The 26,236-nt window shown below is 67.2% G+C and carries 16 protein-coding genes and 4 pseudogenes; 7 read left to right on the top strand and 13 right to left on the bottom strand.

Features of this window, described 5'->3' with window-relative positions:
- Positions 1–208: 208 nt before the first annotated feature.
- The 4 genes from ABFX81_RS39610 to ABFX81_RS39595 form a co-directional block, all read right to left on the bottom strand.
- Positions 209–1,315, bottom strand: coding sequence for a ricin-type beta-trefoil lectin domain protein (locus ABFX81_RS39610; protein WP_086854104.1), 1,107 nt, complete (start codon positions 1,313–1,315; stop codon positions 209–211).
- Positions 1,316–1,422: 107 nt separating this feature from the next.
- Positions 1,423–1,791 carry a hypothetical protein gene (locus ABFX81_RS39605; RefSeq protein ID WP_086854103.1) on the bottom strand — a complete coding sequence of 123 codons (369 nt, stop codon included), beginning with the start codon at positions 1,789–1,791 and terminating at the stop codon, positions 1,423–1,425.
- Positions 1,730–1,987 carry an RICIN domain-containing protein gene (locus ABFX81_RS39600; protein ID WP_428837263.1) on the bottom strand — a complete coding sequence of 86 codons (258 nt, stop codon included), beginning with the start codon at positions 1,985–1,987 and terminating at the stop codon, positions 1,730–1,732. Before ABFX81_RS39600 ends, ABFX81_RS39605 begins: the two co-directional genes overlap by 62 nt.
- Positions 1,988–2,021: 34 nt before the next feature.
- Positions 2,022–4,253 (bottom strand): alpha-L-fucosidase, encoded by a 2,232-nt coding sequence (locus ABFX81_RS39595; RefSeq protein ID WP_086854102.1) that lies wholly within the window; start codon positions 4,251–4,253, stop codon positions 2,022–2,024.
- A gap of 247 nt (positions 4,254–4,500) precedes the next feature.
- On the opposite strand from ABFX81_RS39595, the pseudogene ABFX81_RS39590 reads away from it, so the two are divergent.
- The 3 genes and pseudogenes from ABFX81_RS39590 to ABFX81_RS42320 all read left to right on the top strand — a co-directional run.
- Positions 4,501–4,680: pseudogene (locus tag ABFX81_RS39590) on the top strand (aldo/keto reductase); the annotation flags it as partial.
- Positions 4,671–5,393 (top strand): FCD domain-containing protein, encoded by a 723-nt coding sequence (locus ABFX81_RS39585; protein WP_086854101.1) that lies wholly within the window; start codon positions 4,671–4,673, stop codon positions 5,391–5,393. The pseudogene ABFX81_RS39590 and the gene ABFX81_RS39585, both read left to right, overlap by 10 nt.
- Positions 5,394–6,027: 634 nt before the next feature.
- On the top strand, positions 6,028–6,237 hold the full coding sequence (locus ABFX81_RS42320; protein ID WP_086854107.1) for a DUF2180 family protein: 210 nt from the start codon (positions 6,028–6,030) through the stop codon (positions 6,235–6,237).
- Positions 6,238–6,303: 66 nt separating this feature from the next.
- Here the strand turns inward: ABFX81_RS42320 and ABFX81_RS39580 are convergent, their stop codons facing one another.
- The 4 genes and pseudogenes from ABFX81_RS39580 to ABFX81_RS39565 form a co-directional block, all read right to left on the bottom strand.
- Positions 6,304–6,471, bottom strand: a complete 168-nt coding sequence (locus ABFX81_RS39580) for an ATP-binding protein (protein ID WP_428837262.1) — start codon at positions 6,469–6,471, stop codon at positions 6,304–6,306.
- Positions 6,472–6,525: 54 nt separating this feature from the next.
- Positions 6,526–7,088, bottom strand: a pseudogene (locus ABFX81_RS39575) (dihydrofolate reductase family protein).
- Positions 7,089–7,188: 100 nt separating this feature from the next.
- Positions 7,189–8,460: a poly(ethylene terephthalate) hydrolase family protein gene (locus ABFX81_RS39570; RefSeq protein WP_086854099.1), complete on the bottom strand. Its 1,272-nt coding sequence runs from the start codon at positions 8,458–8,460 to the stop codon at positions 7,189–7,191.
- Positions 8,461–8,613: 153 nt separating this feature from the next.
- Positions 8,614–10,008, bottom strand: coding sequence for a prolyl oligopeptidase family serine peptidase (locus ABFX81_RS39565; protein ID WP_086854098.1), 1,395 nt, complete (start codon positions 10,006–10,008; stop codon positions 8,614–8,616).
- A 533-nt stretch (positions 10,009–10,541) separates the two neighbouring features.
- Between ABFX81_RS39565 and ABFX81_RS39560 the strand changes: the two genes are divergently transcribed.
- Both ABFX81_RS39560 and gap read left to right on the top strand, forming a co-directional pair.
- Positions 10,542–11,498, top strand: coding sequence for a GlxA family transcriptional regulator (locus tag ABFX81_RS39560; protein ID WP_346139443.1), 957 nt, complete (start codon positions 10,542–10,544; stop codon positions 11,496–11,498).
- Between the two features lie 107 nt (positions 11,499–11,605).
- On the top strand, positions 11,606–12,604 hold the full coding sequence (gap, locus tag ABFX81_RS39555) for a type I glyceraldehyde-3-phosphate dehydrogenase (RefSeq protein WP_086854136.1): 999 nt from the start codon (positions 11,606–11,608) through the stop codon (positions 12,602–12,604).
- A 37-nt stretch (positions 12,605–12,641) separates the two neighbouring features.
- Here the strand turns inward: gap and ABFX81_RS39550 are convergent, their stop codons facing one another.
- The 5 genes and pseudogenes from ABFX81_RS39550 to ABFX81_RS39530 form a co-directional block, all read right to left on the bottom strand.
- Positions 12,642–17,366 carry a CHAT domain-containing protein gene (locus ABFX81_RS39550; RefSeq protein ID WP_346139442.1) on the bottom strand — a complete coding sequence of 1,575 codons (4,725 nt, stop codon included), beginning with the start codon at positions 17,364–17,366 and terminating at the stop codon, positions 12,642–12,644.
- Between the two features lie 81 nt (positions 17,367–17,447).
- Positions 17,448–18,404: a hypothetical protein gene (locus tag ABFX81_RS39545; RefSeq protein ID WP_086854138.1), complete on the bottom strand. Its 957-nt coding sequence runs from the start codon at positions 18,402–18,404 to the stop codon at positions 17,448–17,450.
- The gene (locus ABFX81_RS39540; RefSeq protein ID WP_346139441.1) at positions 18,401–18,790 is read right to left on the bottom strand and encodes a hypothetical protein; all 390 of its coding nucleotides are present in this window, start codon (positions 18,788–18,790) and stop codon (positions 18,401–18,403) included. The genes ABFX81_RS39545 and ABFX81_RS39540 overlap by 4 nt, the downstream gene beginning before the upstream one ends.
- Positions 18,791–19,000: 210 nt before the next feature.
- Positions 19,001–19,869: pseudogene (locus tag ABFX81_RS39535) on the bottom strand (isocitrate/isopropylmalate family dehydrogenase); the annotation flags it as partial.
- Positions 19,870–19,942: 73 nt separating this feature from the next.
- A pseudogene (locus ABFX81_RS39530) lies at positions 19,943–20,823 on the bottom strand (LysR family transcriptional regulator).
- 1,125 nt (positions 20,824–21,948) lie between these two features.
- Here ABFX81_RS39530 and ABFX81_RS39525 point away from each other — a divergent pair.
- Positions 21,949–25,641, top strand: a complete 3,693-nt coding sequence (locus ABFX81_RS39525) for a helicase HerA domain-containing protein (RefSeq protein WP_346139440.1) — start codon at positions 21,949–21,951, stop codon at positions 25,639–25,641.
- On the top strand, positions 25,641–26,072 hold the full coding sequence (locus tag ABFX81_RS39520) for a hypothetical protein (RefSeq protein ID WP_086854141.1): 432 nt from the start codon (positions 25,641–25,643) through the stop codon (positions 26,070–26,072). Before ABFX81_RS39525 ends, ABFX81_RS39520 begins: the two co-directional genes overlap by 1 nt.
- Positions 26,073–26,236 lie beyond the last annotated feature (164 nt).

Below are 26,236 nucleotides of genomic sequence, written 5' to 3'. Positions count from 1 at the left end.
CACTGCCAGGCGCAAAGCTAACGGACAATTTTCCTGGCAAACAAGGGTCTGGCTTCGTTGAAGCGCTTCGACGCACAGTCTGCCCCGGGGCACGCTGTGTTCGCTGTCGGCGGCCATGGTCGACGAGACCGAGAGCGGGATGAACGACCTGTAAGCGGTTGACGCGTTGGCCGACGCGTCAACCGCAGGTTTTGGAGGCAGGCGTGGGTCAGCCGGCGGCCAGAGTGGTCCACCTCTGGTGGGAGCCGCCGTTGCAGTCCCACAACTGGAGCTGTGTACCGTCGGCCGTGGAGGCCCCCGGAACGTCGAGGCAGCGGCCGGAGGCGGGGTTGCGGTAGCCGCCGTTGTAGGGCTGCCACACCTGGTTGGAGCCGCCGTTGCAGGTCCAGGTCTGCACCTTGGTGCCGTTGGCGGTGCCCCAGCCGGCGGCGTCGAGGCACTTGCCCATGGAGCGCAGGGTGCCGTCGGTGTAGGCGGCCCAGAGCTGGTTGGCACCGTCGCCGCAGCTCCAGATTTGGACGGCGGTCCCGGTGCCGGTGCCGGCGCCGTTGACGTCCAGGCACTTGCCGGCGATGCCGGACTGCACGCGTGCGGCGGCGGGGGCGGGGTTCCTCAGCCACCCGGCACCGTCCGCGGCCTGGATGCCGCGGTGGAAGGCGTCGGCCATCTTCTGGTATCCCGCGTCGTTGGGATGCAGGGTGTCGGCCAGGTCGGCCGTGGTCAGGCTGCTCATGTCCACGTACGCGACGCGTTTGCCCGCGGCCTGTGCGTCCCTCACGATCTGAGGAACGGCCTGGTTGTACGCGGCACGGTACTGCTCCTCCGAGCCGCTGGTGGACACGACCAGGGAGGCCACGAGGACGGTGGCGTCGGGGGCGGCGCCGGTGATCTGGGCGACCAGTGACCTCAGCCGGGCGGTGGCGGTGGCGACCTGGTAGCTCTCGTTGAGGTCGTTGGTGCCGATCATCAGCGTCACGACGTTGGGCCGGTACCGGGTCAGTGAGGCGTCGGCGAGTGCGGCGATCTGGTGGATCTTGTATCCGGAGTGTCCTTCGTTGTCGGGGTCGGACATCCAACCGCCCCGCAACGTGCCGACGAAGTCCAGCGGATGACCGTCCGCCGCGAGCTTCTCCCACAACGGCCCCCGGTAGCCGTTGCCCGTACTGCTTCCCACACCCCAGGTGATCGAGTCGCCCAACGGCATGACCCGCAAGGGGGTGTTCGAGGCGGCGGAGGCAGGGGCCACCCCGGCCGCCGTCACCCCGAGCGCGGCAGCGACAAGCATGATCAGGGAGAGAAGCCAAGGCTTTCTCATGGAGGCGTCCTCTTCTACGAGTGGTTGCTCGATCAACGGAGCTGGACGCCGTCCAGCCGGCAGTCCGGCCGTAGCGCCTTCTGAGAGTCCCCGGGCGGTCGGTGCCGTCACCAGCTCATCGGCAGACCGGCGACGACCGAGGTGAGCCGCTCGGAGATGACTGGGTCGTCGTGGGCCGAGTAGTGCCAGTGGCAGCCGACGAAGTCCAGGTTCGAGCTGTCGAGGAACCAGTAGCGGATCCCGCCGTCGCCCGCGTCGTTGCGCGTCCTGACCACCTGCTGGCCCTGGCCGGCGAACTGACCCGTACCGACGGCCACGATGGTCGTGGCGACGCCGTAGCGGGCCCGCGGTTTCTGGAGGAAGTCGCCGTAGGCACCGCGGTAGGCGGCCGCGAGGCTGTCGGGCGTCCACGGCTCACCGGGGTTGACGGCGGTCGAGAAGATCGGCCAGCTGGAACCGCTGGTTGGCCCCGTCATGGCGGGTCCACTGCGACAGGGCCGCACCGTCGGCCGTGCTCGCACCCGACACGTCGAGCGCCTTGCCACTGCCCCGGTTGACCAGCATGTACCACGCGTTCGTATCCACCGTATCCACCGTGGCCGCTTGCGCCCTCCCAACGGAACCGAACCCCGTCAGGAGCCCCGCCAGCAAAGCGGTCACCGCGACCAGCACCCCATCCGTGTCCTTCTCGGGCGGGCTTCGTCGGCTACAGCGCGGTGAAGGTCCACAGCAGGTTGGTGCTCTGGCCGTAGGTCCACTGCTTGGTGAGGGAGCCCGAGGCGACGTTGCCGCCGCCGTCCAGAACCAGGCCGGTGGTGCGGTTGGCGATCGAATAGCGGTCGCCGCCACGGTGGGTGATGGTCCACTGCTGATTGGGACCGCCGTTCCAGGCGGCCTGCCTGGCCGTGGAGCCGTCGGCGGTGGCGCCCCAGCCGTCGGCGACCATGCCGTTCGTGCGGTTGACCAGCCTGTAGTAGCCGCCGCCGACAGCTTCCGCATGCCACTGCAGGTTCGGACTGCCGTTCCAGGTCCACTGCTTGAGCTCTGAGCCGGAGGCGACGTTCCCCCCGCTGTCCAGCGCGAGGCCGTTGGTGGCGTTGGTGATCCGGAAGTACGTCGCCGGGTTGAACTGGACCTTCAGTGAGGTGATCCGGTCGTTGTTGCCGGTGGCCCTGAGGTCGGGGTTGTCGGCGGTGAAGGTCCAGGAGGTGCCGGTGAAGTCGTCTCCGGAGTAGCCGACGACTTGGTAGCCGGGCGCCGGGCGGAGGGAGGAGAGAGTGCGCGGGCCCGGTCCGGCCGCGGACAGGTCAGCCGCGGTGTAGTCGCCGACGGCGAGGACAGCCGAGGCGCCGGTGTAGTTGACGTCAGTGAAGGCGACGGCGCCGGCGAGCGGCCGCAGGCCGGGGATCGTGCCGGAGAAGTCGAGCCTCAGGACGTAGGCGTTGGCGCGGTACGGCGCGGAGGACGGCAGGGTGATCGTGAGGCCGGAGGCGTTCTGGGCCGGCGTGGGCAGGTCGATGTAGGTGCCGGCGGTGGTGCCGAGGAGCTTCACCGAGGTCAGCTGGGAGAGGTTGATCCGGTCCGAGCCGAGGGTCTTGATCGTGAGCGAGCTGCCGGGCCAGCCGAGGACGGTGGCGTACAGGACGTTGTTGGCCTTGTTGCGGGTGAAGCGGATGTCCTGGGGCGTACCGGCGTGCGGGGTGGTGAACGAGCCGCCGCCCATCTTCGTCGGGCCTTCGCCGTAGGCCGTCCAGGCGCGGGTCGCGTACACCGACTCGCCGAAGCGCTTCAGGTGGTCTCCGATACCGAGCAGGATGTCCTTCTGCGCTTGGGGGATGGTGCCGTCGGCCATCGGCGCGATGTTCAGCAGCACGTTGCCGTTCTTGCTGACCCGGTCGATGAACGAGTGCAGCATCTGCTGGGTGGTGTAGTAGCCGATGCCCTGGGTGTAGCACCAGCTGCTGCTGGAGATGCTGTCGTCGGTCAGCCAGTACGGGGTGGTGAGATCGGCCGGGCCGCCGCGTTCGTAGTCGAAGACCTCGCCCTTGCCGTTCATGCCGTCCTTGTAGGTGGCGACGACTTCACGGCCCCAGCCGATGGCCTGGTTGTAGTAGTACGCCAGGAAGTTCAGACGCTGTCGCTCGTCGACGGCGTCCAGGTTGAAGTCCTGCCACAGGATGTCGGGCTGGGCGCGGTCGACGACCTCTTTCAGCTTGTCGAACCAGAGCTGGTTCGCCGCGGTCGAGTCCAGTTGCCCGTAGAGCTTCTTGAGGCTGCTGTCCGTCTGCGCGGGGGCGAACTCGTAGAAGCCGGTGAAGTTGTACGCGTGGTGCATGGCCACCAGCAGCTTCAGGCCCTTGGCGCGGATGGCCGTGGAGAACAGCCGCAGCAGGTCGAGACCAGGGCCCTTGTCCACCGAGTTCCACTCGTTGACCCGGCTGTCCCACATGGAGAAGCCGTCATGGTGCTCGGCGACCGGGCCGGCGAACCTGGCGCCGGCGTCGACGAAGAGCTGCACCCACTCGTCGGGGTCGAACTTCCCGCCGGCCGACTTCAGCTTCGGGGCGAACTTCACGGCGTTGCCCGCCAAGTCCTTCGCTCCGTTGATGAAGTTGTGGTACGGCCACGCCGAGGGCTGGCCGTAGGTCGCGATGTGGTGCTTGTTGGGCGAGCTCCCGGCCTGGTACATGCCGCGTGGGTACCACTCGTTGTCGAAGGCGGGGACGCTGAAGACGCCCCAGTGGAAGTAGATCCCGAACTTCGCGTCCTGGAACCACTCCGGAGCCGGCGGGTGCTGGTCGACCGAGTCCCAGTCGGGCGTGTACCTGCGGGGCGCCGCTTCGGCGACACCCTCGCTGAACACATCTCCGGCAACGGCCGCGGCGGCCACGCACGTTGCGGAGGCCACGAACTGGCGTCTGTTGATCGAGCTCGACATGACACATCCCTGATGCGGAAGGGGCAGGGGGAATGCAGGGCCACGCATGAAGGTCCGTCATGTCGCCCTGGGCTGTCAACAGTGTGCAGGGATGAATATGTCAACCAGGCTGCTCAAATTGCCTGTTTCATCTCCATTGGGCATGTATTTCGACCAGGCAAACATAGAATGTCTTGCACTGCTCCATCTGAACAGGCGGCTGGGGGCAGGCGGCTGGGGGGAGCTGAGCCGGAGTGTCCTCTACGAGCACCCCAGTATCATCAACGTCACCCTCGGCATGCGGACCCCGGAACAGGTCGGACAAAACGTGGAACTCCATGATCAGCACGTCCCGGACGGCCTCTGGGACGATCTCCGCACTCAGGGACTGGTCCGGCCGGACGTGCTCACGGGGCACGGTGGGGGGAGGGGCGAGCGGTGTCTCTGACGGACAAGGCGATCGAGCAGATCCGTGAGCTGATCCGGACCGGTGCCCTGCCGCCGGGCTCGAAGCTCCCACCGGAGCCGGACCTGGCCGTTCAGCTGGGCCTGTCCCGCAACCTCGCCCGGGAAGCGGTCAAGGCGCTGGCTGTCGCACGGGTTCTGGAGGTCCGGCGGGGCGACGGTACGTACGTGACCAGCCTCCAGCCGAGCCTGCTGCTGGAGGGTCTGGGCGGCGCGGTGGAACTGCTTCAGGGCGACTCGGTCGCCCTGCAAGACCTCATGGAGGTACGGCGGCTCCTCGAACCGATGGCCACGGCGCTGGCCGCCACCCGGATCTCCGACGCCCAACTGGCCGAAGTGAAGCGGCACCTGGACGCGATGCGCGAGGCCCGCGACGACGTCGAACAGCTCAACGCCCACGACGCCGCATTCCACCGCGCCGTCGTCTCGGCCACGGGCAACGAGAGCCTCCTCAGCCTCCTGGAAGGGATCTCCGGCCGCACCCTGCGCGCCCGCATCTGGCGCGGTCTGGTCGACGACAAGGCCGCGGGCCGCACGCTCGCCGAGCACGAGGCGATCTTCAACGCGCTGTGCACCCGTGACGCCGCCCTCAGCCAGGCCGCCGCGCTGCTCCACGTGAGCAACACCGAGCAGTGGCTGAGGGAACACCTGCGCGCGGGCGACACCCACCCCTTCGGGACGACAGCACGGAACTGACTGACGGACGCTGTGCGCCACGGTGCCCTGCAACGCCGCTCGCCCGGCGCCGCCGACACCGCGGGCTCGACGCGCGAGAGTTGACGACGGTCGCGTCAGCGCACCAGGCGTACTTCGCGCAGCCGGACGGTGGTTGCGGAGCCAACCGCTTCGAACCGATATCGACGGTCCCGGCATGACGGTCCGGGTCCAGTGGGAGTACCTGAGAGATTCCCGTGCTCACGGAATGCGACAAGGGCGTGAGCGTGTCCAGCGCATGGCCGTCGACCAGTACACGTGTCGATCCGGCACTTGCGTCCGAAAGGTGGGTCACTTGGAGTCGCGCAGGGAGAGCGCAACCTCGTCGGCGGCGCACAGACTGGGGCGGGGCCAACCAGCAGTGGCAACTGGGCACCCACGCACCCCGCCGGGCAACTCACCCGGCGGGGTTCGTGCTGCTTGGCCGCCGGGGCGGTCTGGTTCGGCTGCCTCACAGCGTCGTCCACCGCCCGTAATATTGATCAGATCCTAGAATTGACAAAGTCTAATCTAGAGGTCTACGTTTCAGGCTCCTTGAGCAGGTGTGTGGGGCCTGGGTGGGTTTGTTCGTGTTGGTTGGCCGCCATGCCTGACCCCTACTGAATCGGAGTTGGACATGAGGTGCTACGACTGCCTCCAGGAGGCGCGCAGCGACACCGCCGGCATCGGCGTCTGCTCGCGCTGCGGCTTGGCCACCTGCGAGAACCACGCCCGCGTACGTCAGGTACACGTCACCCGCCAGATCGGTATGGGCTCTTCGCACGGCCGTGTCCCGGCACGCAGGGTGGTGTGCCACACCTGCGACGTGGCAGAGACGGCGCAGTGACCCCGCAGGGTGCGTTAGCCACACCGCCCGGACGCCGTCCCGGATCACCGGCGCGGCGTCCGGGCTTCAGCCTCGCGGCGGGTGACGATCGGGGCCGCGGTCGCGGACCCGCACCACGGGGCCGTCGACCTCCACCTCCACGGGCGGGGCGCCGTGCCGTAGGGCGTTGGCGGCCAGGTTGGCCAGGATGCGCTCGACACGGCGCGGGTCGGTCGACACGACCGCGTTCGCCACGACCCGTACCCGCACGTCCTCGAGCCCGGCGACCGCGCCACCGGCAGACCGGCCTCAGCGCGCCACGCGGTAGCGGAGGTAGACGATTCTCGAGCTGAAGGTGCGGGTCTCGACGAGTTCGAGATCCACCCGGCGCTCGTGCTGGGGAAAGAACGAAATGCCACCGCCGACCAGCACCGGGTAGACCATGGTCCGGTACTCGTCGATCAGACCTGACGCGGCCGCCTCGGAGGCGAGAGTCGCGCCGCCGATCGCGATGTCGCCTTCCCCGGCTCGGCTCGCAACCGCTCGATCTCTTCCGCCAGGCCGCCGGAGGCCAGGCGCGCATTGCCCTGCACCTCCGACAGCGTGGTGGAGAACACCACCTTGGGGAGCGGATTCCAGAGCGCGGCCCACTCGAGCTCGGAGTCGTCGAGCGACGGATTCTGGTCGGCGGTCTCCCAGTACAGCATCGTCTCGTACAGCCGTCGTCCCAGCAGGTGAACGCCGACCTCTTGGATCTCGTCGATCCAGAAGCGAAAGACGTCCTTGTCGGGCACCCCCCAGTCGAAGCCTCCGTCCGGCCCGACGATGTAGCCGTCCAGCGAGACGCTCATCGAATAGGTCACTCTGCGCATCAGATGTCCTCCTCGGTGACCGTTCGACAGTACGACTCCGACGCCGCAGGCCTCGTCGCGGCTCGCGGGATTCCCTGGGACCGGACGGCACCTCCGACGGTCAGAACTGGCAGGTGTCCATCCAGCGGGTGACCAGGGAGGTGTTGTTCTTGTCGGCGTCACGAGCAGGACCGCACAGGAACGGGCTGAAGCGGGTGTCGGCACGCAGCCAGAGGCTGAAGAACGACACCATCCACTTGCCCTGCTTGGCTTTGTTGCCGTACCCCGTCATCGGACACAGGTGGTCGCCCGGAACTTCGATGTAGAGCTTCTCGGCCTGGGACATGGAGTTGTACCAGGGCACCGCGTAAGTGTTGCCGTGGGCGACGGAGTCGCTTTGGCAGGTCATGAAGAAGGTGGGCTCGGTGACTCCGGAGAAGTTCCCGTTGGGGTGGTACGGGGCGGTCGGCGCGCCCGCCCGGAACCGCGGGTCGTCCCGGAGGGCCGCCATGACGCCACCGCCGCCCATGGAGTGACCGGTCGCGCCCAGAGTGCCGTTGAGCTTCCCCGACAGCGGGTTTCCGGAGGCGTTGCCGAGCGCGAGCAACTGGGTGCCGGCGGCGGTGATCTGGCGGCCGCGCGACTCGGGATCGTCGGTGAGCGTGTTCGTTCCGACGTTGATGACCACGAAGCCCCAGGAAGCGAGGCGGGGTGCGAGCCACTGGAGGTTCTGCTGTGTGCCCTGATAACCCGGCATCAGCACGATGCCCGGGTACGAGCCGCCGGCCGTCGGATACGTGACCGTGCCCGAGCCGTACCCGCTCGGGTTGGGAACGGTGTAGGTGGCGGTGGTCAGCGGCCCGTTGGCGGCCTCCAGTGAAGCGGTCGTGGGGTCCGGGATGCCGTTGTCCGGAGGTGTGCCCTCACCGGAGCCGTACACCTGGAACTCCCAGAGCGAGTAGCCGTATACGGTGCCGCGCTGGGTGCCGTAGAGGCGGACGTACCGGCCGCTTCCGTCCACGTCGAGGGTCTGCGTGCCGCCGGCGCCTGTGGCGGTCGAGTAGATGGTGGTCCAGGCGGTGCCGTCGTCGGAGGTCTGGATCCGGAAGGAGCGGGCGTATGCGGCTTCCCAGCGAAGCACCACCTGACTGATGGTGGCGGTGGCGCCCAGATCCACCGTCAGCCACTGCGGATCACTGAACCTGCTCGACCAGCGCGTCGCGGTGTTGCCGTCCACCGCCGCCGACGCGGGGGTGGACGCGTTCTCGCTGGACGAGGAGGTCACGGGTTTGCCCTGGGACAGCAGGTCGGCGGCGGCTGCCGGCGCGGCGGTGGCTGTCAGCAGGGTCAGCGCCAGGCCGATGGTGGTTGCCAGTGCGATCAGCGCCGTCATGGGACGGGATCGGGTCCGTAACGGCGCGGTGGTGTGGGTGGAACGACTGCATGGACGCATTGCTTTACCTCCGGGGAGCGATGAGAGCGCGGCAACCGGACAGCGATGTGGGCCCGCACTCGGCCGAGGGAAAAGGTGGTTGCGAGCGGCCGGCTACCGGGACTGTGTGAAGAGCCAGTCGATGACCACGTCGTTCTCGTAGGTCTGGGCCCATGAGAGGTGTGGGTTCACCGGTGTCGTTCCGGCCGTGTAGCTGGTGAACAGTACGTGGCTGCGCGTGGCCCGGGCCTGCCGTAGGAGAGCCCGTGACCGGGCCTCGAACTCTGCCTTCGGAAGGTCGTTGGCCCACTCCCCACGACTGACCCGTGCACCGGCGGTCTCCAGCGCGTTCATCAGGGTCCAGGTGCCGGGATTGCCGAACCGGCCCTCCCGGTAGGGGACGACAGGGTCGTCGACCGAGTGGTCGGCCCAGATCGGGATGTGCGTGATCCTGTCCATGGTGGCCGCGTCGCCCCAGCCGGCCGTGGGCAGGGCGGCCGCGAACACTTCCGGTCGCTTGGCCAGCAGACTGTAGATACCGCGGCCGCCTGAGGACAGGCCGACCAGATAGAGCCGGTCGATGTCGACGTTGCGCGCGTGCTCGCGCACGAAGGTGTCGATGAGTTCGATGAGCGCGGCCTGGACCTTCGCGTCGGTCCAGTCCGTGCCGTCGGGTCCGTCCATGGGACGGGGGAGGGGGATCTGCGGAGAGAGGACGAACGCGGGGTTGCGGCGCTGTCGTTCCGGTTTGGCGAACGTGACCGCGATCCGGTTGGACGTGAGCTGGGTCATGTTGTTGTCCGCGACTTCGCCACCGCCGTGCAGGGTGATGACGAGCGGGTACCGACTGCGGGTCTGCGGGTTCCGTATGAATCCCGCAGGCTGGTACAGCCGGAAGTCCAGTTCGAAGCCTGCGGAGTCGGTGAAGGAGCGGGCGGCGAAGTCGTCGACCACGGGAGTGATGACGTCGTCGTTCCGGTGCGCGAACGGACCGGCCTTGAGTACCGGTTCACCTTCCGGGGTGCGCACGTCCGCCACCTGCCTGACGGAGTAGGCACGGTCCAGCGGAAGGGGATCGGTGCCGGACGCCCGCGCGTTGGAGTCGTTCGGATCGAGCTCGACGATCAGACGGTCCCCCGGTCGTCCGGGGTGAGAGCGGTCGTCCACTTCGGCGGAGGCGTTGGAGTAGACCCGGGTCACCGTGCGCGACGCTGTCTGTCCGCCCACGGTGGCCCGCACCTGGAAGGCAGTGGGCGGGACCGTCGCGCCGCGCAGGTCGATGCGATGCGCGTACTGGATGGCGACCGCTGTCACCAGCCAGTTGTTCCTCGGCGTCACCTGCGTGATGAGGTCCGTCCGCAGGACCGGATTGGGGCCGGAGGCCGCCGGCCGTCCTGCGGACGAGGCTGTCGTGGCGTCGGCGGCCGCCGCGGTCGCCGTGCTCACCGTCGGCGCCGCGACCGCACCTGCGGTGGCGGCGAGCACCGTACGTCTGGAGATCGATCTCATCGGTCCTCGTCTCGCTCGGTGGGGCACCCGGACCGGGTGCCGTGGTGTATGGATCCCGTCGTCTTGCTCCGAGCTCACGTGCGCGGGCCGCACGTTGGGCCGTGTCGCGGCATGTGCGGTGACGAATGCCGGGAGTCGGCGGCCGGCGGAGACGAGCGTCTCGGCCGGCCGGCCCGTTCATCTTGGTGCCGCTGAGGATCCCGGCGAGGGCGCCGGCCGCGAAGATCATCGTGGTGACTTCCCGCTGAGACGGTGATCGTGGCGGATCCCTGGGCTGCCGGCATGCGGCGCTCGCTTTCTCGGGGACGGCCCTCGGCGGCGGTGGGGGCGGAAGCTGGGCGGGGACAGACCGAGGTGTTACGCGAGAGTTTCGGAGCACCACCGGATCCCTGTCCAGCATCAAACCGGGATCTGTCCATGCGATTGGCGCATCAATTCAAGGAGGCGCGCCCTGTGCTCGCGTGCCGGTGTGCTCGCTTGCCGGTCCCCGCGCAGTGGGCGTACCGAAGTCACGCCCCGCGTAACCTCTTCCTGTGCCAGCCTCCCACCTGCATCGCGTCGCCGTCCTTGTGCTCGAGGGTGCGAAGCCGCTCGATGTCGGAATTCCCGCGCAGGTCTTCACGACCCGCGCGAGCATGCCGTACGAGGTGCGGGTGTGCGGGGCGACACCCGGTCTCGTGACCGGCGGCGATGGCCTCGCGTACCACGTCGCCCACGGTCTCGACGCGCTGGCGTGGGCCGACATCGTCTTCGTCCCCGGCTACCGGTTCCCGGACCGCGACGACCCGCCGCAGGCCGTCGTCGAGGCACTGATCGCCGCCCACGACCGGGGCGCCCGGCTCGCCGCCATCTCGACGGGCGCCTTCGCGCTCGCCGCCACGGGCCTGCTCGACGGCAGGCGCGCCACGACGCACTGGCACTACACACGGGCACTCATGGCCAGGCACCCGCTCGTCCAGGTGGACGAGAACGTGCTGTTCGTCGACGAGGGCAGTGTGCTGACCTCGGCCGGCGCCGCCTCCGGCATCGACCTGTGCCTGCACATCCTGCGCGGCGACCTCGGAGTGGCCGCGTCCAACCACGCGGCCCGGCGCCTGGTCGCCGCCCCCTACCGCAGCGGCGGCCAGGCCCAGTACGTGCCCCGCAGCGTTCCCGAGCCGCTCGGCGAGCGGTTCGCCGCCACCCGCGAATGGGCGCTGCACCGGCTCGGAGAGCCCCTCACCCTCGACATACTGGCGCGGCAGGCGGGAGTCTCGCCGCGCACGTTCTCCCGGCGCTTCGTCGAGGAGACCGGCTACACGCCGATGCAGTGGGTGATGCGCGCCCGCATCGACCTGGCCCGCGAACTCCTTGAACGCTCGGAGCGCGGCGTCGAACAGATCGCCGCCGACGTCGGGCTCGGCACCGGCGCGAACCTGCGCCTGCACTTCCAGCGCATCCTCGGCACCACACCGAGCGAGTACCGGAGCACCTTCACCCGAGGTGAGTAACCCGCCCGGCACCGCGTGGCGAGATCCTTTTGAACCGTGGCGATACCGCCACTGTCAGCGGTGCGTACCGCGGGCGAGCCTGGTGGGGAAGGGAAGGGACATCACTCATGACTCGCATCGCCATCAACGGATTCGGCCGCATCGGACGCAATGTGCTGCGCGCCCTGCTGGAACGCGACAGCACTTTGGAGATCGTCGCCGTCAACGACCTCACCGAGCCCGCCACTCTCGCCCGGCTCCTCGCCTACGACAGCACGGCCGGCCGGCTCGGGCGCCCGGTGACCGCCGACGGGGACGCCCTCGTCGTCGACGGCCGTCGGATCACGGTGCTGGCCGAGCGCGAACCGGCGCAGCTGCCCTGGGCCGAACTCGGCGTCGACATCGTCCTGGAAGCCACCGGCCGCTTCACCTCGGCCAAGGCGGCCCGGGCGCATCTCGACGCGGGCGCGAAGAAGGTGCTCGTCAGCGCGCCGTCGGACGGCGCCGACGTCACGCTCGCGTTCGGGGTCAACACCGACGCCTACGACCCGGCGATGCACACGATCGTCTCGAACGCCTCCTGCACCACCAACGCGCTCGCGCCGCTGGCCAAGGTGCTCGACGACCTCGCAGGCATCGAGCACGGGTTCATGACGACGGTGCACGCCTACACGCAGGAGCAGAACCTGCAGGACGGTCCGCACCGCGACGCCCGTCGCGCCCGGGCCGCCGGCGTCAACATCGTGCCGACCACGACAGGCGCCGCCAAGGCGATCGGCCTGGTGCTGCCGAACCTCGACGGCAAGCTGTCGGGCGACTCGATCCGGGTACCGGTGCCGGTGGGCTCGATCGTCGAACTCAACACGACCGTCGCGCGCGATGTGACGCGCGACGACGTGCTGGCGGCGTACCGCGCCGCGGCGGAGGGGCCGCTCGCCGGCGTCCTCGAGTACTCGGAGGACCCGCTCGTGTCGTCCGACATCGTGGGCAACCCCGCCTCGTCGATCTTCGACTCGGCCCTCACCCGCGTCGACGGCCGCCACGTCAAGGTGGTCGCGTGGTACGACAACGAGTGGGGCTTCTCGAACCGCGTGATCGACACGCTCGAGTTCCTCGCCACCCGCTGACCGGAGGCGGGGTGGGGCACCCCGCCTCCGGCAGGGGTCAGGCACCGGTGTGCAGATGAGCAGCCCAAGTGCTGACCAGTTTGGGGTAACGGTCCCGCAGGTCCCGGACGGTCTTGTGCAGCGCCAGTGCCACGTCGTCCGGGCCGGTGCCGGCTTGGGCAAGATGACCGTAGAAGGCCGTGGCGACCCGGAGGGCGGCAGCGTCGTTCACCTGCCACAGGGTGCCGATGACATGCGGGAAGCCGGCGAGCTGGAACGCCGATGTGAGATGAATGGCTTCGTCGAGCAGGAAGTCGGCGGCGGTGGCGGCAGTGCTGCAGGCGGACAGATAGGCGAGCCGGCCCTGCTGTAGGAGAAGGGTATTGAGGCGTCGGACCGTCATAGGCGCGCCCTCGTGGTCCGCGAGCAACAGCATGCTGTGCGACGGGTCCGTCGGATGGCACAGGGCATGGCAGGCGAAGTGCACGATGGGGTAGTCGGCCACGTGCGTCATGACCTGTGCGCTGGTCGGAGCCGAAAGGTGAAGCGATGCGGGAAGCAACGCCTTCAGCAGGTCGGCTTCGAGGCCGGCGCCCGCAAGTGGCGCGTCCATCCCGGGAGTTGTCGGCATGGACACCACGAGTGCCTTGTCCGGCCGCCGGTGATGGTTCCTGCTGCGCGCCCGGGAGAAGTCCAGCGCGCGGAGACTCGGTGAATAGGAGGAGACCACCCGGTCCATCACCGTACGGCGGTCCGCGGCATCGGGACCGTCGTCGTGGTGACCAGCCGCGTGCAGCGGGAGTTGCCCCAACAGACCCCCCGGTACCCACCACACGCGCGGCCACGGCGTCGACGCACGGTGCGTTGTGCGGATACGGAGGTGATGCAGTACGGGACCGGCGGCGTTGTCCCAGAGCCAGGCGAGCCCCTCCCACAAGCGGTCCTGGGCGTCTCTGCGCTGCACGGGCTGCAACTGCGCATCCGCGGTCTGCCGCAGTGCCCGATGGAAGGCCCGCACTTGATGCCGTACGGCCTGGTGATCGAGCGCGGGCAACTCCACGTTCGTCACCCCGCCTTCCGTGATGATCAGGGCATCACTGCGGTACGTGCTGATGTTGAAGGCGACGATGGGACCCTGCGCTGCCTGGGCGGTCAGTGACTTGAGGGTCGGGGGCATGGCGAAGGAGGCGAAACCCGGTTGCCCACGGATCTCCCGGAGCACGTCGGCGAGTTCCTCGACCAGGTGACGGCCGTGACGGGAGGCTGGAGCCGGCGAGCCACCGGCAGTCTCCTCCTCCCTCTCCCAGTCGCTGTCAGCGAGATGCAGGGCGGATCGAATGTCGACGAGGCGCCGCGCGAGAGCGGGATGATGCTGTTGGAGGAGTGCGACGTCACCGCGCACCTCCAACGCCTGACCGATCAGTACCGCGCGGCCCGACTCCAGCAGGGTGAGAGCCCGCAGCGGGGCCTGCCCATCCGCCTCCCCGGTGGCGAGCGTGAGCGCAACCGCATCGGCGACGAGACCCGGGAACGCCGACAAGGCGCTCTGCCGCAGTTCACGCGCCTGCTGACGCGGGGCGGTGTCGGGCAGCAGCCGCACCGCTGTGCTGAGAACCCGGGCGGCTTCCCGGGGGTTGTCCGGCGCCAGGAGATCGGCGGCATCCCGGGCGGCGTGAATCCGGACCGTCGGCGCCGCGGTGAGGTGCGCGGATGCGCGCACGTAGGCGTCGATCGCCGCGGTGCGGTCGGAGTCGTCTTCGTCCGTGCGGTAACGGTGGTGCAGCAGTACGGCCAGTCTTGCCAGATCGGCGGCACGAGCCGCCCGCGGCACCACCGTCGGATCGACGGCACACCGGGACACCTCCACGGCTTCGTCGAGGGACCGGCGGTCCCCAGTGCGAGCGTGACGCAGACGCAAGAGCTCACCGAGACTCGACTGGCATGCCACCCGGTCCGCATCGTGATCGGGCAGAGAGCCGAGTACAGCGCGGCACGCCACGATCACGTCGTCGAGCAAGCCGAGAGAACTGGTGGAATCCAGTCCCTCGTGCGACCGCCAGACCCGCAGCGCGCGGTACAGCTCGTGATCAAGGTCTTCGGCGGTCAGACAGGCCTGTGCGTGCTCCAGTGATCGTAGAGCCTCTGTACGGTCCCGCTCGGCCCCCCACCGTTCGAAGGCCAGCTGATGGGCGCACGCGAGATTGAAGTACAGCCGACCTGGCACTGGACCGGCGGTCGGCAGCATCCGTGCCAGGTGACGCAGCGAGGTGATCAGGCCCCTGAGATCTTCCGGTTCCCCTGTCCGCTCATAGCGTTCTCGCAGGGCATCGGCCAGGAACCAGTGGTGCGCAGCCTGTTCGTGATGCCCCGGGGGCGTCGCGGCGATGGCAGAGCGCACGGCATTCAAGGCTGTGTCCAGTTCGGACAGGTGGCCCGACTGCTCGTACAGGGCGAGCCTGGCACACGCCAGTGCCAGGTAGGAGTATCTGTGGCCGCCGGACTCCAGATTTTGGAGCATCTCTTCGTGCATGTCGATCGCCGTATGAATGCGTAGCTCCGCGTACGGCCGCGTGACGGGGTGCGCGAACTGGGCTCTGAGTTCTCCGACAAAGGCATCGAAGTCGAGATGTCCCTCAGTCGTCTGCTTCACGGTGATCGGCACAAGGGCGGCGCCGTAGTCGTCGACGGCCTTCATCACCCCCGGTACGCCTCCGAGAGTTTCCGGTGGTTCGCTCAGGACCTTCTTCAGCTGCTGCGCGTAGGGCCACTCCGGAGACGTTGTCGGGATGTCGGCCAACGTCTCACGTACTTTCATCAGGATCGGCAGCAGTCCGCCGTTCCAGCGGTTGTTCTCAAGGCGCACTACGCCGTGTTCGTCGATGTAGTAGCCAAGATGCTCTCGTTGAGGAACGTCGGCAGAGGTGGGGACATACGGTTGAGACTTCGTGGCCGCGGCGGCGGCTTCCAGGTCTCGCCAGTCCTTGGTGACGTTGCCACGCAGGCGATAGGTGTCCCGAAGGGCATGCTCGAGCATCGCGACATGCGGGCTGTCGTCATCTGCACGCTCCAGACCCGTGCGGAGTACGTCGATCGCCTCGTTCAGATCCGAGGATTCATCTGTCGCATGGAACCGGAAGGCCAGGGCATTGCCGAGGCGGGCGAAATACAGGGGGTATGCGGGGTCTTCCGGGCGGGCGGAGTCTTTCAGCATGCGGTTGATTTCGATTTCCGTATCGAGATCCGTGACGCCGCCCGTCAGATGGTAACGGGCGTTGTGTGAGGCGGCGAGGTTGGTTCGCAGGGAAGCGAGCAACGGGTGCCCGGGCGGCGCTTCTTCGACGGACTGGCGACACGCGGAAACAGACGCGTCGATGTCACTCGCGCTCCCGGATCGCTGTGACCGCTTGCGCAATGCCGAGCCCAGATGTGCCAGCGCGTTGAGACGTACCGTCTGATCGGGCCCGGGAACCAGCGAGGCCCGCCGATACAGGACGATCGCGGAGTCGAGGTCCGCGGGCTGCGACAGGCGCTCCTCCCGTAACTCCAGGACGCGGCCGTGCAGCAGCAGTACCTGTGCGACCTGCGGAGCACTGGCGGACAGACGACGCGCGCTCGTCTCCAGGAGCGTTACCGCGGCATCGATGTCTCCCCGAATCCCGGTGATTTCGTGGCGGGTTGTCAGCATGCCGGCCAGGCCACCGACGACCTCGCTGTACAGAGGGCCCGCCTCGTCGGTGGTGTGGAGCAGCAATGTCAGGATGTCGATGCTCTTGTCGAGGTCGGTCCGCCGGCGGTGTAGTTGGTAGAGCTCGGACACTGCCTCAGCGAGGTCGCTGATCTCTCCTACCCGCAGGACCCGGGGATAGCCGGCAGGTGTGCTCCGCACCAGCTCGTCGTATGCGTCGACGGCCTCCTGAAGATCCGCTGCTGACCCGGTCCTTCTGTACCTGCTGTCCAAGGCCGTTGCCAGGGCGTAGAGACAGGCCCGCCGACCGGCTTCCTCAGCGGCCGCCAGGGCGCGGCGGGCGTCCTCGATGGCCGTGTCGAGTTCCTGCAACCGCGCCGTACGCCTGAGATGGAGGCGCTCCACCATACGCCGTCGGCTCGTCAGCTCAGGAGCGGGCGGAACGTCGGACGCAGTGATCTCCTGGGCGATGCGGCCCGCTTCATAGGCTGCTTTGAGGTCGGCCTCGGCGTCCTCGGAAAGGAAGCGTCCGAACAGGGCATTGGCCAACGCGTCCAGGCGGCGGGCTCGGTCACCGTGGTCGGGAGGGGTCGCGGCGACGATGGCCCGGCCCACGTCGACCAGGAGGTCGACCTGCTCCGGCGTATAGGTGCCACCGGTGGGAAGCACCCTGGCGACGATCTCGTCACGAGGACCGCTGGGTGCTTCCCGCAGACTGCGCGCCCAGGCGGACACCAACACGCTGGGCGGGGGGCCTGCCGAACCGGCGAACGTCTCGTCCAGCCGCTCGGTGAACAACCGCAAAGAGCGCTCGGCCAGGATCGGCACCAGGGGAGCAGGTAGGGCCGACCCGGCGACATAGCACGGCAGCAGGAGATCCTGAGCCTTCTCGCCCTCCTCCGAAGTGTCGTGCCCGGAGAGAACGCGACTGCGGTACCAGTGAAACAAGCCAAGCGTGACATGGCACCTGAGATCGCTGTCGGAATCGAGCACAGCGGCCAGCGCTCTCGCTTCGGCCTGTGCCTTCTCGCCGAGTAGATGCCCTGGATCGCCGTCCGCGTGGAACGACCGCAGCCGCGCTTCCATGGATGCCAGCACGTCTAGTCCCACCGGTGTCCACCCCCGATTGTGAAACCCTGAAGCACCATTTATCGCGAGGAGTTGAGCGCCATCGCGCGGTCAGTCCGGCGGCCTGGGCTGCGGCCATCCGACCGTCAAGGGGATCAAACGGCCCTGGCCCTGCACGAGGAGCGTCATCGCCTGGCCGGTCCGGGCATCGAGTGGACCATCGTGGTCCAAGCCCAGGCCACGGGCCAGTTCGGGGGCGTGCAACCGGGTCGCCGCCTCCACGAGCACGGCATACGTCTCCACCGCCCGGCGACCTCGCTGCCGTGCCGTCATGAACAGGCCGACGACCACAACAGAGGCGGGCCACCAGAGGACGGCGACCGCCACATAGAGCACGGCCCAGCCGGCCAGCGTCGTCGCCTTGGTGATCCGCTCCCGGGCCTCCTTGATCTCCACGCGTGCCTGGTCCGGCAGCATGAGCCACAGACAGGGCCAGACACTGGGCAGGTCCAGATCGCACTCCCGCCGGTAGCGGATCACGACGGCCTGCATCCGGTCCCCCATCCACGTCGGACGGAGGGGACGTTCCTGAGCGGTCGCCAGGACTCTGCTCAACGCCAGGTCCAGGTCCAGATCACTGACACCAGAAGCCGGGCTGCCGGGGATCCGACCGCTGAGGTACCGCTCCCTGAGTGCGGACTCGACCTCATGGGAGGCATCCCAGCGGCGCTGCCGGGCCGACACCCTCCGCAGGGCCAGACCCCGCAGGGGCCGCGGCCAGGACTGCCAGCTCTCCGCGAGCCACAGCCGCTCGACCAGCGAGCCAACAGCCGAAGCGGCGAGCCCAACGGCGGCCGCAACCACCCCGAGCACAAGCATGTACATGAGCGCGGAGGCGTTGTTTCGTGGTGCAAGCGCCTCAACTCGTCCGGTCAGCGACCCGAAAGCGAAACCGTCGAGGTAATGGGCAGCAACCACAGCGCACACGTACAGCACACCGGGCAGCACCAGCAGTGTCAGCCAGCGCTCGGCGAACTTCTTGCCGACCTCGGCGAGCAGGCCGGTCAAGATGCTGTCCAGGCAAGATCCTCATCGAAAACCGCGCAGCGCGGACGCGCCGCCACGGTTGCCTCAGGCCGCACCATCCGGGCGCAGCGTCCTTCAGGGCAGTGGAAGACGATCTCCGTACGACGTGCAGGCCCGAATCCGTTGGAGGGCACCGTGAGCGGGCCCCTGCCGCCTTCGCCGTACAGGCCGAGCTCATCACCGGCTTGCAGCAAGGCGCTGTCCAGGCCGTCGAGCAGGCCGGTCAACACGGCGGTTTCACCGGCGCCGGAACGCAGAACATCAAGGACGGCGTCAAGCGGCGCGGAATCGCCCAGTAGTTGACGGAAGCCATCGGAGGTCTCACATATGCGGGCGACAGCCTTCTTGGCCCTCATCTCCATCTCCACGGGCTCACCATAGAGCCTGCCAGAGCAGGACATCCGGGAATCGGTGGTGGTGAGGGACTCCTGGGGAGTATGCGGTCAGATGCGATCTCGTTGAGCCATGTCCTGTCCAACATGCCGATCAGAGCGAGCTGGTAGTCAAGCGGCTGAGAGCGCACGACGTGATCCAGGAGCCGCATTGCGACCCGAGTGGACTGGCACCTGCTGGCCGGTGCCCTGGCCCGCGATGTCGGGCGCGGAGCCGTGCACCGGCTCGAACATGGAGGGGAAGTCCCGCTCGGGGTTGAGGTTGGCCGCCGGGGCGATGCCGATGGATCCGGCGACCGCGGCCGCGAGGTCGCTGAGGATGTCGCCGAAGAGGTTGGAGGCGACGACGACGTCGAAGCGGGCCGGTTCGAAGACGAACTTGGCCGCGAGCGCGTCGATGTGCTCCTGGTCCCAGGCGACCTGCGGGAACGAGGCGGCCCGCTCGGTGACGAGCTGGTCCCAGAACGGCATGGTGTGCACGATGCCGTTCGACTTGGTCGCGGAGGTCAGACGGCCGCCGCGCTGGGAGGCGAGCGTGAAGGCGTAGTCCAGCACGCGTGAGACACCGGCCCGGGTGAACACGCCCTCCTGCACGGCGATCTCGTCCGGGAAGCCTCTGTTGAGTCGGCCGCCGACCTCGCTGTACTCGCCTTCCATGTTCTCGCGCACGACGACGAAATCGACCTCGCCCGGCCGCGCGCCGCGCACCGGACTGTCGATGCCGTCGAAGACACGGATGGGCCGGAGGTTGACGTACTGGCGGAAGCTGCGCCGGATCGGGATCAGCAGCCCCCACAGCGAGACATGGTCGGGCACTCCCGGGTATCCCACCGCGCCCAGGAGGATCGCGTCCTTGTCACGCAGCTGGTCGATCCCGTCGGCGGGCATCATGGCGCCCTCCCGCAGGTACCGCTCGCACGACCAGTCGTCGTACGACGTGTAGGACAGGCTGAAGCCGTGGCGGCGCGCGTGAACATCGAGCACCTGCGTGCTGGGGGCAGTACCTCGGCGCCGATGCCGTCACCGGGGATCAGGGCGCGGTGGTTCGTCGTCATGCCGCCCATTGCAGCAAGGTGGTCCGTGGGACGTCCAAGACCCAAAGCGGATCTCCCTTATAAGCGGTGCCTATCAGCCGTCGGCGGCCGAGATCGCGCTCGAGACGAACGCGGCGGCTGCGGGCGACAGGCTGCCGCGGCGGCTGACGAGGGCGATGTCCAAGGTGGTCTCCGGCTCGATGTCCAGGACGCGGGAGCCCAGTCGCCGGGCGACGTCGCGCCAGGAATCCGTGACCACCGCGAGCCCGACTCCGGCCAGCACCAGGGGCATGAGCGACACGCGGTGCTCGGTCTCGGCGGCGACGGTGAACTCGATGCCCTGCTCCCGCACCGCGTCGACGTAGGCGCGCATCCCGGTACCCGGCTGCCCGACGATCAGCCGCTGTCACGCAAGCTCCCGGCACTCCACCGCCGTCCGATCAACGAACGGGCCGTCGGCCGGCACCACCAGCACAAAACGCTGCCGCCCCAGCGCATGTGAGATGACCTCCTTGTCGGAGACCGGACCGGCGGACGCCAGGAGCCCCAACTCCACGGCACCCGTACGCACCATGTCGATCACATCACGCGAGGTGAACGCCGCATTGATGGCCACAGAGACGCCGGGATACCGGTGGCTGAAGGCACTCACCAAGGCAGCGGCTCCACCGCCTGCGACGGCATCGACGCCACATCCAGGCGTCCCTCACGCAGCTCATGCACCGCCGCGACACTCGCCCGCGCCGTCTCCAGACTCCGCACGGCCTCCCGGGCAGGCTCGATCAGGGCCCTTCCGGCCTCCGTCAGGACTGCCCTACGCCCGATCCGATGGAACAGCTCGGAGCCGAGATCACGCTCCAGTGCCCGCACGGCCTGCGACAGCGACGGCTGCGACACGTACAGAGCCGAGGCCGCACGGTTGAACCCCCCGCGATCAACAATCGCAAGGAAGTACTCCAGCTGCCGAATGTCCATACGCGCCCTCTGCTCTCAAGAAATCAACCGACGGCCAGCGGGACCGAAGAATCGTCGCACGGCGATCCGCCAAGACGTGGGCCGCGTCGCCACCGGGGAGGCATACAGTCGGCTCTCCCATCACCAGAGAGAGGCACCGCACCGAGGCGCGTCACCGGCTGAGTGCGCTCGGAGGGGTGCTGACTGTGCTGGCTGTGCATGTCTCGTCGGGGAGTTGCCGCACGGAAACGCGCGGGGCTCCGCGTTCAGGTGGGGGAATATGGAAGGCATAACAGACCTCCACCGTGGTCTCGTACACGAAGATGGACGTGCGTGGCGGCCTCCGAGACAAGGTCAACCTATGGTGGAACACCTTCGATAAAGGAGTAGTTGACGATCAACTGCTGTTGCGTCCCTGATGGCACTGTTGTAGGCCAAGACTAGGTCTCTGCCTTCAGTTTCCATCTGGTGAGAATCAACGTCTCAGCTCGTGACCGGGAAATAGAGCAGAAAGGCCGCGTAGGCGTCCCGGCGCACTTGGCGTCGCCAGTGGGCATGCTGGCTTCTTGACTCGTACCGGCCGGTCAAGCGAGCGGCTACCTCTGCCCCCTCTCCGGCGCCAACGATTGACGCCACGATGCCCGCTACCCCCCACCAACGCGATATCTCCTGCGGTCGTTGCGGAATTGCGCCCTCAGACGCGACCGGACCTATGGGAGCTCGCCACGGCAGATCTTTCCACCGTTCAGCACCATGATGGCTGCCCCATTGCGACCGCCTCAGAGCCCTTAGCTTGCGAAGTCGGCACATTCTGAGCCCTTTGAGTCGCCAACCTGGGCGAACTGCTGCTCTATGGTCTCGGGTGTGGCCGCTTTCACCGTGGCCCCCGCTGCTCCCTGCCGGTGGTCGCGCCATGGCCCGCCAGCACTTGCCAGCACAGCGCCATCCGCGCATACGCCGCGTCGGTCAGCTCACCGCGCGCAGGACAAGATCAATGATGAGACCTGGTCCAGAGGAGCGCCGCTGCTCCTCTCGGAGGGGCGGTACGGAAGGCCCACAACCCAGCCGGAAGGCTTCTCGCCGTCACAGTAAGTCCGCTATGGTTGCTGAGAGTGCTCATGCGAGGGGGGAGAGCCAGTGCTCAGCATGGCTGCTGTCCAGATGGACTTTGTTCCGAGTGCCGTGATTCCCGGCCACAAATTATGGACCCCCGCGGAGCCGCTGGCCTGGGGCCTGGAGCTCATGGACCCCGAGGTGTCCCTCGCCAACCTCGGAAAGTCCATCGGCGCGTTCAAGTCAACGCGAACGAAGATGGAGTCCGGTCTGATCGACTTCCAGAACCGCCGCCTCGAACAGATTCTCTCTTTCCTGGAAGCGCAGTCGGTCGACCTATGCGTCTTCCCCGAATACGCATTCATCACCGACCCCACAACTTTGCGCATCTTCGCGGGATTTGCGCCACGCCTCACCATCGTCGCCGGACTGGGTGTGCCCCGGAGTACCGGTCTCGCAGCCCTCGCAAATTACACCGATGACAACGTCCCGCAAAGCGCCAACGTGGCAGCGGTATTCGACGGCACCAACTGCCACTTGGTGGCCAAGCGGCACGCAGCCGAGGACGAGGACCTTGAGCAGGGCTCCGGCCCGCGAGTGATAGAGATCACGAAAGGCGGCGAGGTCATCCAGTTGGGCGTTGCAATATGCAAGGACTACTTAGTTGCCGGGCCCAGCTTGGGAGGTCACGGGCAGAAGCCCGACGTACTGGCCATTCCCGCCTTCACCGGCAACCTGCAAGCGTTTAAACCCGATGCTCCCCGTGACTTCCCACGCATTCTCGCCAACCACAGCAGATTCGGGGGCTCCACCGTCCACGCCTCGGGGTGCCAGGACCTCTTCGTGAGAGATGGTATACCCACACCGATTCCTGCGGCAGCAGAGGGAATCCTCGCCGTCGAATGGCACGGTCCGTCCGAGAGGCCGACGCCGCTGCTGAAGAAGCCGAATCGTGTGTCCTTGCGCAGCGCCATGGTGTCGCGCACCGACGGACGCGCCGCCGACGTCGTCCGCGCGTTCCAGGAGCTGGCGCAGGGCACCGCCTCCGCCGCGGACGGCGGCGAGGAGGAGCAGCGATGGTTGGACTACCTCAGGGGAAAGCCGCGGCTTACGCTGATCGCTGACGCGCTGGAGCTCTATCAGCAAGCGAATGACGACGACCTGTTGACACCCGACATGGCGAAGCAACTTGCACGGCACTTGCTCTCACCGGAGACACACTCCGTTTCCGAATACCGGCATCGTGCACTGTCAACAATCTCGCAGCAAGTCCAGAGGTTGCTGTCGCCAGACACCGACCGCGCTCCGGAGACGTATCAACTGCTGGTCAAGGCGGCGGGGAAGTACTACGTCGAGTCCGGGAACGCAAGCCCGCGGTCCGTACTGGCCGACGGCGATGACGCGGATGGTGAGCTCCGCTGGCATTTCTCCATCGGACTCGGCATGTACGACTCGGACAACGCAGTCTCGACCCTCTCCGACCAGCAAGACCTGCTCCTCACGTTCGCTCGGTCGGCGCCGCCCGGTTCACGGATCACCTATCGTCTGGAGACCGAGGAGGACCCAACCACCGGCAACGTCGCAGGACGCTACTCGGTCAATTTCTTTGGCCCCTCCGACGAGGGCAGCAGGGCCTACTTCGAATCCCTGCAACGGATCACCCGATCGGTGTTCCTCGGCGGCTGGGAGGCCTACACCTCCAAGTACACCACCATCGCAGGGCATCGCGTGGTAATCACGCCTGAGCAGTCCGTGCTGCCAAAGATCCGTGAGGACAACGGCTTCCTGGTCGACGTGATGCGGGCCATCGGCGGCGGCTGCGCTCTGGAAATCAGCGGCCTGTGGGCGGAAGAAAGCGAACAGGACATCGGGCCGACCGTGGAGAAACAGACGGAGGCGACCGTCGAGTTGGGCAGCGGCGAAGGCGTGCGCTGGTTCGCCGCCCAACCCTCCGGAGACGTCAAGCTGGGTGTCCAAGTGGTGCTGACCACGCCCGAGCCAAACGCACCGCTGGCCAATCTGGTGGGGGCAGCTCTGTTTGGCGGGGACTACAAGGTCACCGACGCAGATGACACGAACATGACGGCTGGCGTCAATTATTCGGTCGAGGTTGCGCACCGCATCCTGCACCCGCCACACGGCCGCATCCAAGGTCGCGGTCTGGGCCGACGGCGCCCTCTCTTCCTCGCCATGAACGACTTCGCCGTTCTGGGTGAAGGCGCCAAGATCGGGACCGCCAGTGCAGCCCGCCCCTTTGTGGACGACCAGCAGGAGGTGTGCGTTCCTGACGGGAGCCGGCTGCTGCACACCTACCTCGTCGGCCGCACCGGCGTGGGGAAGACCAACACGCTCAAGAACATCGTCCGACATGATCTCGGTGGTGGCGGGCCCGTCATCATCGTGGATCCGCACGGCGACCTCTTCGACTACGCGGTGCGCCACGCCACCCTCCGTGATCCGCTGATCACCCTCGACTTCACTAAAGATCGCGTGCCGAGCCTCAACCCGATTTACCTCGACGCGATCGACGAGGAGGAAGTCCTCGCTAATATCGAAGATCTTATCGAAATGATGGTCGCCGCCCAGTACTACCAGTGGTCGGGCCCGCGGTTCGACGACCTCATGCGTATGTGCCTGCATTCGCTGGTGGCGGCTGCGGATGAGGACAACGGCGAGTGGGCGAGGATCGGTGACGTGCCAACGCTTGTCGAGGACTTGGATTACCGTGACCGGGTCGTAGGTCGGCTCAAACGCCTCGGGCGCACCGACCTCGTACGACAATGGAGTCTGCACGATAGAATGGGAGAGTCCGAACGGGCTGAGCTGGAGCAGTGGTTCATCTCAAAGTTCGGAGACTTCCGCCGCCCCGGAGTGCTGTCCTCCTCGACCAGTGGGAAGCCAAGTGTCAACCTGGACAGCATGTTGCGCCGTGCGGCGGCCGTGCTGGTCAAGGTTCCGCAGATCGCGCTGGGTGCCGCGTCGAGCAAGTTTCTGGGTTCGTTCATAGTGAAGCGCGTTATGCGCGCCACGATGAATGGCGCCTTCCGCGGCAGCGAGACTCCCGCGATGTTGATCGTTGACGAGTTCCAGAACTTCGTGGGCACGTCGTTCGCCACCCTGATCCCCGAGGCACGGAAGTTCAACCTCGGTATCACACTGGCTCACCAGACACTGGGTCAGCTCTCTACCTTCTCCCTGCATGAGGGCTTTCCGAATGAAGCCCTGGCCCAGACCATCCTGGGAAACGTTGGCAATATCATCATCCATGGTGTCGGATGGCGCGACGCCGAACGACTGGCCCCGGAAGTGGGGCTGACTGCCGACGAGCTGTCCCGAATCGCCAAGTACCAGGGGGTGGTGGCCCTTACTGTCAACGGCGAGCGCCTTGACCCCTTTACAGCGCACATGAGCAATTCCGGAGAGCGTCCTGGCGCCGTTGCTGAGGCAGTCGCGCTGGCTCAGGCCGACCAGGCTCTTGAGCGAGCGGCCGCAGAGGTTCGCGTCCCGGAGATAGTGAGGGTCGAGGAGGCCGAGTCCAATGCGAGTGACCTCGACGGAGAGCCGCCAACGCCCTCTCCCCAGGATCCCTTCGAGGTATTGAGGAAAGCCGAAGCGTTCCTACAAGACCAAAAAGAGTCGGCCAGTACGTTCACGGGCAGCGCGCTCCTGGGTGGCAGGGAGAACGACGTAGGCAGCAGCAACGCGCCCGACGACGAGACCGTGCATGAGGAGCCGCCAGCGGACGCTCAGCAGGATTCGGGCGAAGACACCTTAGGGATTCTCTGATGGAGTGGGTGGCGGCCGTTGTTTCGGGAGTCAGCGCAGTGCTGTCTTTGATCGCCGTTGTCCTTGTCGCTAAGATGACCGCCCACGGCGATCATGAAAAGTGGCTGCGAGAGGAGCGCGTGCGTTCCGCGATCAATTTGAAACTCGCCGTCTCGCGGGTGCGGGTCCAATACTCCCGCCCAACAGGGGGAGTGTGTCCCGGCGGCGACGCTCTCCACTTCGATTTTTCCGAGGTCAACTCCGCGATGGCGCATTTAGACTTAGTTGGGAGCCCGAGTGTTGTCTCGGACGTGGAAGACCTGCGCCACCGGCTTCGGGAGTTCGTCCGAGCCAGCAAAGATGGCGAGCCGGAGTGGCGGGCGAGGCGAGATGCCCTCGACGCCGTGATGGACAGAATCGTCGAAATCGTCCGGAAGGATACGATCTCATGAACAGAAGGTCTTTCGAGCAGGTCCGGATGAAGGAGTCTCCTTACGAACGCCCCTCGAAACCGCCCACGTTACTTGATGAACAAATCGAGTTGGTACGGCGAGTGGCCGAAATGCTGCGTGCTTTCAATCGCTTCGACAGCGGACGAGACGAGAACGTGGATGAG

This window comes from Streptomyces coeruleofuscus, from assembly GCF_039532725.1.
Taxonomy (GTDB): domain Bacteria; phylum Actinomycetota; class Actinomycetes; order Streptomycetales; family Streptomycetaceae; genus Streptomyces; species Streptomyces coeruleofuscus.
The sequence above is the reverse complement of the archived record's forward strand: the minus strand, read 5'-3'. Positions and strand labels throughout refer to the sequence as shown.

Coding starts and splice junctions, on each gene's coding strand:
- gap (WP_086854136.1), top strand. CDS start 11,606: ATGACTCGCATCGCCATCAACGGATTCGGCCGCATCGGACGCAATGTG.
- ABFX81_RS39595 (WP_086854102.1), bottom strand. CDS start 4,253: ATGTCGAGCTCGATCAACAGACGCCAGTTCGTGGCCTCCGCAACGTGC.
- ABFX81_RS39605 (WP_086854103.1), bottom strand. CDS start 1,791: ATGACGGGGCCAACCAGCGGTTCCAGCTGGCCGATCTTCTCGACCGCC.
- ABFX81_RS39610 (WP_086854104.1), bottom strand. CDS start 1,315: ATGAGAAAGCCTTGGCTTCTCTCCCTGATCATGCTTGTCGCTGCCGCG.
- ABFX81_RS39525 (WP_346139440.1), top strand. CDS start 21,949: ATGGCTGCTGTCCAGATGGACTTTGTTCCGAGTGCCGTGATTCCCGGC.
- ABFX81_RS39570 (WP_086854099.1), bottom strand. CDS start 8,460: ATGACGGCGCTGATCGCACTGGCAACCACCATCGGCCTGGCGCTGACC.
- ABFX81_RS42320 (WP_086854107.1), top strand. CDS start 6,028: ATGAGGTGCTACGACTGCCTCCAGGAGGCGCGCAGCGACACCGCCGGC.
- ABFX81_RS39520 (WP_086854141.1), top strand. CDS start 25,641: ATGGAGTGGGTGGCGGCCGTTGTTTCGGGAGTCAGCGCAGTGCTGTCT.
- ABFX81_RS39565 (WP_086854098.1), bottom strand. CDS start 10,008: ATGAGATCGATCTCCAGACGTACGGTGCTCGCCGCCACCGCAGGTGCG.